Source organism: Fischerella thermalis PCC 7521, from assembly GCF_000317225.1.
In the GTDB taxonomy this organism is placed as follows: Bacteria; Cyanobacteriota; Cyanobacteriia; order Cyanobacteriales; family Nostocaceae; genus Fischerella; species Fischerella thermalis.
Map to the genome: position 1 here is coordinate 15414 of NZ_AJLL01000106.1, position 12315 is coordinate 27728.

Annotated in this window: 9 protein-coding genes and 1 pseudogene; 6 read left to right on the forward strand and 4 right to left on the reverse strand. The window is 45.4% G+C overall.

What is annotated here, in order from left to right:
• The first annotated feature begins 183 nt into the window (after window positions 1-183).
• Window positions 184-897: a heterocyst differentiation pentapeptide repeat protein HetL gene (gene hetL / locus UYK_RS0122960; protein WP_039990798.1), complete on the forward strand. Its 714-nt coding sequence runs from the start codon at window positions 184-186 to the stop codon at window positions 895-897.
• A gap of 200 nt (window positions 898-1097) precedes the next feature.
• Here hetL and acsF read toward each other — a convergent pair whose 3' ends face one another.
• Window positions 1098-2162 carry a magnesium-protoporphyrin IX monomethyl ester (oxidative) cyclase gene (acsF, locus tag UYK_RS0122965; protein ID WP_009456695.1) on the reverse strand — a complete coding sequence of 355 codons (1065 nt, stop codon included), beginning with the start codon at window positions 2160-2162 and terminating at the stop codon, window positions 1098-1100.
• 307 nt (window positions 2163-2469) lie between these two features.
• Here acsF and UYK_RS25470 point away from each other — a divergent pair.
• Together UYK_RS25470 and hemN are read left to right on the forward strand one after the other, a co-directional pair.
• Window positions 2470-2595: pseudogene (locus UYK_RS25470) on the forward strand (coproporphyrinogen III oxidase); the annotation flags it as partial.
• A 157-nt stretch (window positions 2596-2752) separates the two neighbouring features.
• On the forward strand, window positions 2753-4150 hold the full coding sequence (gene hemN / locus UYK_RS0122975; protein WP_009456691.1) for an oxygen-independent coproporphyrinogen III oxidase: 1398 nt from the start codon (window positions 2753-2755) through the stop codon (window positions 4148-4150).
• A 487-nt stretch (window positions 4151-4637) separates the two neighbouring features.
• Here hemN and UYK_RS0122980 read toward each other — a convergent pair whose 3' ends face one another.
• Both UYK_RS0122980 and UYK_RS0122985 read right to left on the reverse strand, forming a co-directional pair.
• Window positions 4638-7805, reverse strand: coding sequence for an efflux RND transporter permease subunit (locus tag UYK_RS0122980; protein WP_016872232.1), 3168 nt, complete (start codon window positions 7803-7805; stop codon window positions 4638-4640).
• 87 nt (window positions 7806-7892) lie between these two features.
• Complete coding sequence (locus UYK_RS0122985; RefSeq protein ID WP_016872233.1) at window positions 7893-9245, reverse strand: efflux RND transporter periplasmic adaptor subunit; 1353 nt, start codon at window positions 9243-9245, stop codon at window positions 7893-7895.
• A gap of 228 nt (window positions 9246-9473) precedes the next feature.
• On the opposite strand from UYK_RS0122985, the gene UYK_RS0122995 reads away from it, so the two are divergent.
• On the forward strand, window positions 9474-9713 hold the full coding sequence (locus UYK_RS0122995) for a hypothetical protein (protein ID WP_016872235.1): 240 nt from the start codon (window positions 9474-9476) through the stop codon (window positions 9711-9713).
• Here UYK_RS0122995 and UYK_RS0123000 read toward each other — a convergent pair.
• Window positions 9691-10068 carry a hypothetical protein gene (locus UYK_RS0123000; RefSeq protein WP_016872236.1) on the reverse strand — a complete coding sequence of 126 codons (378 nt, stop codon included), beginning with the start codon at window positions 10066-10068 and terminating at the stop codon, window positions 9691-9693. The genes UYK_RS0122995 and UYK_RS0123000 overlap by 23 nt on opposite strands.
• A gap of 114 nt (window positions 10069-10182) precedes the next feature.
• Between UYK_RS0123000 and UYK_RS0123005 the strand changes: the two genes are divergently transcribed.
• Both UYK_RS0123005 and UYK_RS0123010 read left to right on the forward strand, forming a co-directional pair.
• Entirely contained in the window at window positions 10183-10860 is a 678-nt protein-coding gene (locus tag UYK_RS0123005) for a response regulator transcription factor (RefSeq protein ID WP_016872237.1), read from the forward strand.
• A 146-nt stretch (window positions 10861-11006) separates the two neighbouring features.
• On the forward strand, window positions 11007-12269 hold the full coding sequence (locus tag UYK_RS0123010; protein ID WP_026086569.1) for a sensor histidine kinase: 1263 nt from the start codon (window positions 11007-11009) through the stop codon (window positions 12267-12269).
• Window positions 12270-12315 lie beyond the last annotated feature (46 nt).

Sequence of the window (12315 nt, forward strand, 5' to 3'; positions counted from 1 at the left end):
TGATTGTCAAATATCTCGCTGATAAGCTTTTGAGCTATCCACACTGTCGTAATTATTGTGCCAATTGGTACAATTTGTCTTATTGTTTATATAGTCATACTGAGCGCATCATATCCGTTGCCGAACTGATAGCACTTACCCAGGCTCTGGTTGTAAATACAACATCGTAAATAATAAATGATTATGGATGTAGATCAAATTCTCAAACTTTATGCTGTTGGAGAACGAAACTTTCAGCGAGTCAATCTGCAAGAAGCAGAACTGACTAATGCCAACCTTAAAGGCGCAGATTTTAGCTATGCTGATTTACGTCAGACACGCTTGGGTAAAACCAACTTCAGCCAAGCCTGTCTGCGGGAAGTGAACCTGAGTGAAGCCATTCTCTGGGGAATAGATTTGAGTGAAGCAGACTTGTATCGGGCGATTCTGCGTGAAGCTGATTTGACGGGTGCGAAGCTAATTCAGACTCGCTTAGATGAAGCCAACTTAATTAAAGCTAGTTTATGTGGTGCTAATTTGAATGCTGTGAAACTCTCTGGTTCTCTGCTAATTCAAGCAGACTTCCGTCCCAGTTCCAACCAGCGTACAGATTTGGGATATGCAGTTTTAACTGGAGCAGACTTAAGTTACGCTGACTTGAGAGCGGCTTCACTGCATCACGCCAACTTGGATGGGGCAAAATTGTGTCGCGCCAATCTTGGTCGAACAATGCAATGGGGGGATTTGGCAACGGATTTAACTGAAGCTAGTTTGCAAGGAGCAGATTTAAGTTACGCCGATCTCACCAGTGCTATTCTGCGAAAGGCTAATCTGCAAGGAGCAGACTTAACAGGAGCAATCCTTACCGATGTTGAGCTAGAGGGAGCAATTATGCCCGACGGAACACTTCACGATTGAAAATGGGCGATCGCATAACTAGCAGCTTGGTTTACCTAATATTCTCAAATACCTAAAGCCGATGAATGCATCTGCAATAGTGATCATCAGTTGACAAACTACTAATATGGGGTAGTTATAAAATTTTTCAGTCAGCCCTTAAATTAAAGGTCGATCGCTCACAATTTCCACAAATTTCAATGAGCGATCGCACTTGCAATTTAACGAACGGTTCCCCGTAATGCTTCAGTATCAATTGGTTTGATCAGGTAAAGCAGCAACAAATTCCAAACAATTGCTGCAATCCTGGGTAATTTACGGACAAACTTCACAACTTTCGGCTGAGAACTGCGGTCAATTTCCACCAATTTCATGTTGTAATCTGAGCAGCGTTGCAGACGTGGGAAAAACTGGGGATGTGCGGTATTGAGCTTCACAGGAAAAGCACGACCAGCAGTTTCGTTAGTTTCGTATACAACTTGGCGATCAAATTCCGTTGGATCGAGTCCGAGTGAGCGATAAAAATTAGCCCGTTCATGAACCGTCAATGTATGGGTAGTAAATACCGATAACAGGAAAAAGCGGCTCCACAGTCTGGCTTTCCAGGTTTTCCAAAGTTGGGGTTGCGATCGCAACAATGCTTTGAATATATCCCCATGACGATTTTCGTCCTGACACCAACTCTCAAAGTAGCGGAAAATCGGGTAAAACTGATTTTCTGGGTGTTTTTCTAAATGGCGATAGATAATAATGTAACGCCAGTAGCCAATTTTTTCTGATAGATAGACGGTATAAATTACCCACTCTATCGGGAAAAACGTATAGGTGCGGGTTTTAGTCATATGGGCAAGATCGAGTGAGAGTTTAAAGTCGCCCATGGCTTTGTTGAGAAATCCAGCGTGACGAGCTTCATCACGAGCCATCAAGTGAAAGATTTCTGCTAACAGTGGATTGCGCCCTTTCAGCCTCCGGGATAGTTCTTTGAACAGCAAAAACCCAGAAAACTCTGAAATGCACGAACGTTCCAGATATTCAATAAAAGCACGGCGTGATTCTCCGTCAATATGTTCCCACGACTGCTCAAATGTCTCATCGCGGACGAAATGATGACGATTGTAGTCTGCTCGCATTTCTTCGAGCATCGCTTTTAACTCGGTTTCCTGAGCCGATAAATCCAGGCTGGCGGCGGTTTCAAAGTCTGTAGTGTAAAAGCGGGGAGTGAGTATAGTTTCTTGACTTGGCTGTTTAATTCCGGCTTTGGGTTGCTGAGGTAGGGTATTAACCATGATTACGCTGCTAATCAACTAATTTTTTCTATAGCTATCAAGTTATAATACTTGTAATTCTTTGGCTAGACCCCATACTTACAATTTCTACATTTCTTTAGCAATGTAAGGATCAGCCAAAATCAGCCTTTATTAAGTTTTGAAAAATTTATATACTTAAAAGCTTGATAACTATAAAGTTATTAACTGTAGTTAATCTTACTCAGAGCATTAAGAGGTATCCAGCATGAGTTGTAATTCAGAGCAACAAACACAATTACTCACACCTCCTAGTAATATACTGTCCAATCCTGCGGTCAGGCATTTCTTAGTAGAACGGCGACAAAGACTAAAGTATGGCGATCGCCAACATCAGTTTCAACTCTATCGCCGGGGTCGTTATGTTGAATTGAACTTGGTATATGACCGGGGAACGGTTTTCGGTTTACAAACTTAGGGGCGGACAGACAAAAATAACGCCTGATGTGAATTCAAGCTGTGACCGAGATCATGTTTTATAAATCGACCACAGATAAACACAGATGGACACGGATAGATTTTGTAATTGGTGATTGCTGTTTTTTTCATTAACAGAAAGTATAAATTCACGTATGAAAGTTTTGCCACAAACTGTTAGATTTGATGCTGATTTGCTGAGAAAATACGATCAGCCTTTACCACGCTATACCAGCTATCCACCAGCTACAGAGTTAACAGAAGATTTTGCAGAAGTAGATTTTCGAGCTGCGATCGCCATCGGCAATTACAAAAAAACGCCATTATCGCTGTATTGTCATATTCCCTTTTGTGAAAGCGCCTGCTATTTCTGTGGCTGCAATACCGTGATTACGCAACAAAAATTAGTGGCAGAACGTTATCTAGACTACTTGACTCGCAATATCCGCCAAGTAGCAGCTTTGATTGATAGCGATCGTGCCGTTGGGCAATTACACTGGGGCGGTGGTACTCCTAACTATTTATCCCTCAGTCAAGTTGAGACTCTGTGGAATACTCTGAGTGAGCATTTTAAATTTGATGATCACGCAGAAATTTCTATTGAAGTCAATCCGCGATCGCTCGATAGAGAATACCTATTTTTCTTGAAGGACTTGGGGTTCAACCGGATTAGTTTTGGTATTCAAGATTTTAATCCCCAGGTACAGGAGGCAGTCAACCGGATTCAACCAGAAGCCATGCTGTTTCAGGTGATGGACTGGATGCGCGATGCTGGGTTTACCAGTATTAACGTTGATCTGATTTATGGATTGCCATATCAAAACCTAGAGACTTTTAGAAATACCGTCCACAAAACCATTCAACTGAATCCCGATCGCATAGCCGTTTTTAACTTTGCTTATGTGCCATGGTTAAAACCAGTGCAACGGCGAATTCCCCAGGAAGCATTACCACCAGCTTCCGAAAAACTCAATATTTTGCAAATGACGATTGAAGAATTAAGCACAAATGGCTACGTATTCATTGGCATGGATCATTTTGCCAAACCAAATGATGAATTGGCGATCGCTCAACAAAATGGGCAACTGCATCGCAACTTTCAAGGGTATACCACCAAACCGGAGTCAGATTTATTTGGGTTTGGCATGACTTCCATTACTATGCTGCATGATGTATATGTGCAAAACCATAAACATTTGAAAAGTTACTATCGAGCGATCGACACAGACAAACTACCAATTGAAAAAGGAGTCAAACTTGATCGCGATGATATCATTCGCCGCACAGTGATTATGGAGTTAATGTGTCAATTTCGACTCTCACTCAATGAAATTGCGGAAAAATACCATCTGAACTTTGATTATGATTTTGTAGAGTATTTTGCTAACGAACGCTTGCAACTGCGATCGTTGGAAGCTGATGGTTTGATTAGACTTTCTCCCAATCAGATCGAAGTTACACCTACCGGACGCTTACTCATCCGTAATATCGCTGCTGTGTTTGATCGCTATCTGCGCGATCGCGCAATGAGTGGTTTTTCAAGAGCCATTTGAAGTTGTAAAGGAAATAAGGCGTTGCATAAGATGGGGATGGAGAATGAACCACCCTCCGGGTACTCTACCTTGAAGCCGTGCTACGCGTCTACGTGACGGCGACCGCCAAGACTGACATCTTGCACCTACCCCATATCCCGCTTGAGAATAAATTCTCAAGCTAATAACATAAGTTCGTTGAAACGGACTGAAATACCATCCTAGTCAGATTTATCTGACTTTTGCTATTAGCCAAGGAATTTATTCCTTGGCGTATGAACATTTGATGCAAGATATGAAAAGACGGAGACTGGTCTCACCAAGACGCCATAGACGCGCAGCGGTTACTTTCAGAAGCCACTTCGTGTCTACCGGAACGGTAGAACGCCAAGAATTAAGTTTTTTCATTGGCAGAGAAAATCATCCCGCAAATATGCAACGCTGCTTTATCTGTGTGCATCGCCTTGCACTGTGTTTGTTTTCCCTACACCTACCCAACCGCAAACCACTACCTCACAGCTGGGGCAGTATTTTTTGTGGCAGACGATCGCGATCTGCGTCCAGACAGATCATATAGTAAACCCATGAGCGCAGGTACAACAGTAGGAGTCAAAATAGTAGAAAATGCCAAACCGCCTGTCAGGACAATACCTAATCCCTGGTAAAGTTCTGAACCCTGACCTGGTAGCACTGCTAACGGTAACATTCCTAACACACTAGTTCCAGCAGACATGAAAATGGCGCGTAGGCGATCGCTAGTGGCATTGTATAGTGAGGCATCATAATCCTCGCCTGCTTCCTGAAGTTGCAAGGCTCGATCAACCAGCAAAATTGCGTTGTTGACAACCACACCTGTGAGGATCACAAATCCCAAAGCTGTAATCATATCCAACGCCACATTCATTCCTGGAATACGGTTGGCAATGACGAGACTTAAGAGTGCGCCACTCATCCCCATTGGTACAGTTGCCATAATTACCACTGGGTAGAGAAATGAGCGATACAGCGCCACTAGTAACAAATAAGTGATTAAAATCGAAAATGCAAACGCAGCAGCTAATTGAGCAACGGTTGCTGCTAACTGATCTGCTGAACCCGCCAGTTCTAGACGATAACCTGCGGGTAGATTCGCACGTAAAGGAGCGAGAATTTCATTTTCAGTGCGTTCTACCAGCGTCGCCAGGGGCGCATCCGGTGCGAGGGAGACGGTGAGGCTAATTGATCGCTCTAAATTAACGTGATTAATCACATCGGGGCCAGTCGTTTCCCTGACTTCAGCAACATCACCTAGTTGTACCTGTCGTCCCTGGGCATACAGTGGCAATTGTCGCAGTTGCTCTGGTGTTTCGACGGCGGTATTTTGTAGTTCCACGGAAACATCGAGTTCTTCTTTGCCATCAATGTAATCGGAGGCAATGCGTCCACCCAACGCTGCTTCCACCATCGAACCAATTTCTGCTTCCGAGAGTCCGACTTCGGCGATGCGTTCCCGATTGGGAATCACTTGTAGTTCTGCTGCTCCCATAACAAAGTTGGAACGGATATTATTCACTCCTGGAAGTTGGCGCAATTTGCCTGTGATTTGTTTCTCCAGATCGCTAAGTTGATTGAGGTCATCTCCAACAATATCGACTTCAAATTCCTTGCCAGGATCGCGGAAGATAGAAATCCGAGTCGGAACCATAAAGCGATATCCAGCAAAGTTGCTGCTTTGGGCGCGCAACCGTTCCACCATCTCAGCTAACCCAGTTGTGGTGGCAAATTCTGGCTTTAAGATTGTTGCTATTCCCCTTAGTGCGCCGGGACGATCCACATACATAATCCGCTCTACTTCTGGTTGCGATCGCAAAAATGCCTGCACAGGTTCAGATTGCTTAATTGCCTCAGGAATGCTGGTTCCTGGTAAAGGTTCCGCCCGCAACACAACTAAGTTGCGATTACCTTCCGGTAAATAATCTGCTGGTGGGAGTAGCAGAACACTAATGACAAGTAAAGCAACAGGAATCGACAACACTAGTAAACGACGACCAATCCGCTTACGTCCCAATGACCAACTGACAGTAGAAGCTAGAAAATTTTCGAGTTTGCCTTGGAAATGACGAAATACGGCTGAAGACTTGGCAACTGAACGCTCCAACCAATTACCACCGCGATATTCGCCGCCCTCCATCATTTGCATCGCTTCCGATTGCTTGAGGAACAATCCCGATAGCATGGGTACTAAGGTCAATGCAGCAAACAACGAAAATAGAGAAGAAGCAGAAAGAGCGATCGCCATATCAGCATAAAGTTGTCCTGCTTCGCCTGTAACCATAATTAGCGGCACAAACACTACAACGTTGGTGAGAGTAGAACCCAGCATGGCGCCCCAAACTTCCTGCGTACCTTCAATCGCTGCCCGCATGGCACTTTTACCCTGCTGCATGTGGGTGAAGATATTCTCAATTACGACGATCGCGTTATCCACGACCATACCCACCGCAAACGCCAATCCTGCCAAACTGATAATGTTCAATGTCCTTCCCAATGCAGACATGACGATGAACACCATAATCAGTGTCGTCGGAATTGTAATCGCTACCACCGCCACAGTACGCATAGAGCCAAGGAACAAAATCAGGACAATGGTTGCTAGTAGCGCCCCACTCACCAAGTTACCTTGGACAAAAGCTACAGATTGATTGATATATTGGCTCTCGTCGTAGTTATAGACAAAACGAATTCCCTGGTTTTGCTTATCGAACTCAGCTTGCAGTGCGGCAATTTCTGCTCGGATACCTTTAGCAACCTCTGGCACATTTGCCCCTATTTGGCGAATCACACCAACTGCTGCTCCTGGTTTGCCGTTGAATATCAATGCGCTATCTTGGGGTTTGCGTCCCATTTGTACCTGAGCCACATCCCGCAAGTAAACCGTACCGGACTGATCGCGCCGCAGTACAAAGCCTTCTATTTGTGATAGATCCTGCGATCGGCTGACTGTACGTACCCGATATTCTCTTCGTCCTAAAATCAACGGCCCACCCCGGATATCGCGGTTGTTTTCCCGCAGTACCCGCACCACGTCACCAATCGTCAGGTTACGGTCAGACAATGCTTTTGGGTCAACCTTCACCTCTACTTCTCGCTCTTGTCCACCTATTACCAAAAATTGCCCTGTTCCCTCCACTCGGCGCAAGCGCGGAACCACTACTTCCTCGGCTAAATCTCGATAGCGGTTGGCATCCGGCTCCCATCCTTCTTTTGTGTCAAAAGGAATCCACATCATTGGGGAACTATTGCCACCTACCAGTTCAACACTCGATTCCTGAGCTTCTGGGGGCAAGCTTTCCACCTGCTGCAAGCGGTTGATGACATCAATCATCCGCTCTTGTAAATTAGCATCTGGAGTAAATTCCAGCGTGATGCTGCTGCGTCCAGCCCGAGAGTTACTGCTGATTTCCTGAACACCCAGCACCTCTTCCATTTGCTCTTCAATGGGGCGCGTAATCAGGTTCTCTACCTCCGTCGGTCCTGCTCCTGGATAGGTGGTAGTAATCGTGATTTCCGGGCGATCGCCTCCTGGTTGCAATTCTAAAGGCAAATTCAGGAGCGAGAACACCCCAAATATTGAGAGCAAGCAAAACAGGACAAAAGTCCCATGTCGCCAACGCACAGAAGTTTCGATAAAGTTCATAGTGGGATTGGGGAGTAGGGGTGATGGGGATTAGGGGCAGTGGGGTGATGGGGAGATTTTCTCCCTTGTCCTCCTTGTCTGTCAGCCTCAACTGCGATCAACTATCTTCACTGGCGCACCATCTTGCAACCCATCACCGCCACGCAGGACGATGCGTTGACCGGATCGGAGGGAAGGATGGTAAATTGCCATGTCTTTGCCCATGTCAGCAACCATTTCTACCTGAATTTGTTTAGCTTTGCCATCAGCAACTGTGAAGACAAACCACTCGTTTTGCCTTCTGGTTAAGGCGTCTCGCGAGACAACAAAGCTAGAGCGATTCGTAGGCATATTGAGGTTGCCTGCGATCGCCATACCTGGTAATAATCCTGGTGGTGGATTGTTAATTTGGACACGTACGCGTTGGCGACGGGAGGCACTGTCGGCGGAGGGAACTACGGCGGTGATCGTCGCCCGTTGTTTCCATTGTGGTAAGGCGCGAGCTGTGAGTTCAATTGCCATACCTGGGGTAACTCGACCGGTAAGCTCTTCTGGTAACTCGAGGAAAATGTCAAAGCGATCGCCTGCTACTAAGGTGATAATTTGGTCAGAGCTTTGCACTAAATCACCATTACTGACATGGCGTGTCTGCACCACACCCGATTGTGGTGCCACGATCCGAGTCCGCTGCTGTGCCAATTGTGCTTGTGCTAAGTTGGCTTTGGCTGCTTCTACATTGGCCTTTTGGGCGGCAATTTCCTCTTGGATTGGTCCTGCTTTGGCTTCGGCAAGCTCAGCTTCAGCTTCTAGCAGCGCTCCTTGGGTATCATTTAAATTTGTTTGAGCTTCTACTAGTAATCTTTGCGACAAAGCACCTTCTTTCACTAGGTTGCTAGTACGCTTGAGGTTATCCCGCGCTTCCTGTTCTCGCGCCTTGGCAGATGTCACTGCTGCTTGACGCTGAGCAATAATTTCTGGACGAGTACCTACTTCTAAGCGTGCTAAATTGCTACGTTGCTGTGCCAGTTGTGCCTGTGCTTGGGCGATCGCCAATTGCTGATCCGAGTCATCTAAGATGGCAATTGCCATTCCTGCCTTGACGCGATCGCCCGGTTGCACTAATATCTTTTTCACAATTCCACTAGTTCGAGCGCGAATTGTGGACTGTTGAGTAGCTTCCACCTGTCCTAAAAGCTGTATATTCCTGGTAGCAGTTCCGGTTGCCAGAGCGATCGTTTCAATTGGACGTGGGGGTGGCCCTTGCTGCTGTTGGGCCACAGAAGATTGGGGTGCGCCACCAGGAGCCAGCATCCGCCAAAGGATAATGCCCCCAGTGGTCAAAAACAAAACTATTAATGTTCGGAACCAGGGTTTGCCAGAACGAGTAGGCATTAACTCAGAGGGTACAGAACTGTCTGACTGGGTTTCAGGGTTTGAAACTGGAGCTTCAGAAGTATCCATAGCGGTTGATGATTGAGAAGGCAGAGGGCAGAAGGCAGAGGGCAGAAGGCAGAGGGCAGAAGGCAGAAGGAATAATATTCAAAAATGCGGAAAGTTTTCTTACTTGCAGTTTGATGGATAAATATGACAAAAGAATGTCAAAGTTTGTAGTTTGATGGATAAATGTTACAAAAATGTGCAAACTTGGATTTCAATATGTAAGTAGCTCGACACAATTAGAGTTAACTCGTGAAGACCGTCATTGGTTATTTGTCATTTGTTGATAGTTGGTTGTTGATAGTTGGTTGTTGGTTGTTGATGGCTAATAACAATGCCCAATTACCCATTACCCATTACCCATTACCCATTACCCATTACCCATTACCAATTACCCATTACCCATTACCCATTACCCATTACCCATTACCCATTACCAATTACCCATTACCAATTACCCATCCAGCCCTCAATAGCGAATTAGTTCTCTGATTCGCTCCCGCGATAAGCCCAACTCGTGACTGAGGTTGGCTTCAAGTTGACCGGGTTCGGTGATTGGAAACTCAAATGTCATTTTTTTGAGAGGTGAGTGATTTGTTTTCACATTTACTAACGAAATCCCTTCTTGTGGAAGAACTTTCACCTCTATAGCTACTATCTTTTTCATGATCTGCCGTGCCAATTGTGTATCCGCTTGCAGATATTTTTTGTGGGTATAGGGACGACTGAGGATTTGATCTCCCACTAAACCACTTCCCAGCCAAAAAACCAGACCAATCAACGGTAAGGATGACCAAAACACAAACCCTAATGTTCGTAAAACTGGAAAAATTTGCAATTGACGCATGGAAAGAATAGGGTTAATTGCTTACTGTTAATTGCTGAATGTCACTTTTATGTCACTCTTTTAGCTTAACCTTAGAACTAAGAAGTGAAAATTACAGCAAGCTAAACAAATGGGATGTTGATCTTACTAGTTGAAGACGACCCAGCCCAGTTGGAACCTCTGCGGGCAGCATTATTAAAAGTGGGGCATACAGTAGATGCGATTGAAGATGGAGAAACAGCACAATGGTTTGCTTTTCACAAAGATTATGACTTACTGATTCTAGATTGGATGTTACCTAAGGTGAGTGGAGTGGAATTGTGTCAGTCATATCGACGGGCGGGTAAAGTGGCTCCAGTGCTGATACTAACAGCAAAAGATACAATTTCAGATAAGGTGATGGGTTTGGATGCAGGAGCAGATGATTACTTAGTCAAGCCAGTGGATGTGTTAGAACTGTTGGCGCGGGTGCGGGCATTGGGAAGGCGATCGCCAATGTGGCAAGGAGATATACTCAGCTTAGGTGATTTGCAGCTGCATTTAGCTAATTTAACTATCGAGCTTGATTCAGTCACAACTCAACTTTCTAGCCGGGAGTTCCAATTAATGGAATACTTGATGCGTCATCCCCGCCAAATTTTATCTCATGACCAGATTGAGCAAGCTTTGTGGAGTTGCGGAGAAGAACCCGAAAGTAACGCAGTTACAACTTTAGTGCGTCGCTTGCGTCAACGTCTGCAAATCATCGGGGCCAGAGATTGGATCGAAACTGTGCATCGGGTAGGCTATCGGTTGAATCCGCCCAATCCGTGAACTATAAATCATGATAAAGGGAGGAAAAAGACAAGAGGGACAAAGAGGACAAGGAAGACAAGGGAGAACATCACCCCATCACCCCATCTCCCCATCACCCCATCTCCCCATCACCCCATCTCCCATCCTTTTCATTTCATTACACAATGTTTGATCGTAGTCGCCGTAATCTGGCTCACTGGTTCGCCCTATCAATGGGTGGAATTTTGTTTGCGTTTGCAGGAGTAGGCTACTGTCTAAATGTAGAGGAGCAGTTGCGCTTTTTTGATGAGGAACTGTTTGCCCAAAGTAAAACTTTTGCTAGTAAAACTCAGTACACGCTGGGTCAAAATCAAGGCGATCGCACTCCTGTAGAGCAAGACGTGTCATTAAATGGTGGACTGCTATACGCCCGATGGTACAATGCTGACAGACAACTAGTACAGCATATAGGTGGTTCTTCGAGTGTTAGACAGTTAACCACAGAACCTGGATTTCAAACTTTGCAAGAGCGATCTGCCGTAGAATACACTGAAACTACTTGGGTTCGCCAAGTTACTATTCCCGTTTTGCAAAATAAGGAGCTGATCGGTTATTTCCAAGCAGCAGCTAGCTTGGAATCCCTACGCAGCAGATTAAATCAAGCTCGCTTATTTTTAGCTTTAGGTGTTCCCTTCACTTTTGGCGTGATTGGAATTACAGGTTGGTTTTTAGGGGGATTGGCAATGCGACCAACTCGCCGGGCTTATCAGCAATTACAGCGATTTACAGCCGATGCTTCCCATGAACTACGCACACCTGTAGCAACGGTGTTGAGTAATGCTCAAGTTGCCTTAATCCCACCTGAAGATACTGTGGAACAACGACTGCGTTTGCAAAAGATTGCAGAGACTGCCAAGTCTATGAGTGCGCTGATCAATAATCTGCTCTTCCTTTCACGCCATGATGGCCCACTAGCAGAAACTATATTAAAACCGATTGATTTGAGTGAACTTTTGCGATCGCTTGCTGTAGAGTTCGCCGCCCAAGCTGCTGCTCAAAGTTTAAATTTTAGCACTCAAATTCCAGAGCAACCTGTGATCTTATATGCTGATGCTAATTTGCTGAAACAAGCCATAATCAACCTCCTGAGTAATGCTTTAAAATACACTCCAGCAAAGGGTAAAGTACAGTTGCGTCTTTTCACCCAGTCCCACCGCGCTGTGATTCAGGTGGAAGACAACGGTATTGGCATTCCTGCTAGCGATTTGCCTTATATCTTTGATCGTTTTTATCGCGTAGACACTGTCCGCTCTCGCCAAACCGGTGGCTTTGGACTTGGGCTGGCGATCGCTCAACAAATTGTGCAAGCGCACCACGGACAAATCTCTGTCAAGAGTGTGCTTGCTCAAGGTTCAGCCTTTCAAATAGAACTTCCGCTGAAGATTTAAAAGGAAATGGGGATTGGGTAGATGGGATTATGGGAAGTGTGGGAAG

Bases quoted from the DNA above. Each gene is read 5' to 3' on its own strand.
- UYK_RS0122985 (WP_016872233.1), bottom strand. From the start codon at position 9,245: ATGGATACTTCTGAAGCTCCAGTTTCAAACCCTGAAACCCAGTCAGAC.
- UYK_RS0123005 (WP_016872237.1), top strand. From the start codon at position 10,183: ATGTTGATCTTACTAGTTGAAGACGACCCAGCCCAGTTGGAACCTCTG.
- UYK_RS0122980 (WP_016872232.1), bottom strand. From the start codon at position 7,805: ATGAACTTTATCGAAACTTCTGTGCGTTGGCGACATGGGACTTTTGTC.
- hetL (WP_039990798.1), top strand. From the start codon at position 184: ATGGATGTAGATCAAATTCTCAAACTTTATGCTGTTGGAGAACGAAAC.
- UYK_RS0123010 (WP_026086569.1), top strand. From the start codon at position 11,007: ATGTTTGATCGTAGTCGCCGTAATCTGGCTCACTGGTTCGCCCTATCA.
- UYK_RS0123000 (WP_016872236.1), bottom strand. From the start codon at position 10,068: ATGCGTCAATTGCAAATTTTTCCAGTTTTACGAACATTAGGGTTTGTG.
- acsF (WP_009456695.1), bottom strand. From the start codon at position 2,162: ATGGTTAATACCCTACCTCAGCAACCCAAAGCCGGAATTAAACAGCCA.
- hemN (WP_009456691.1), top strand. From the start codon at position 2,753: ATGAAAGTTTTGCCACAAACTGTTAGATTTGATGCTGATTTGCTGAGA.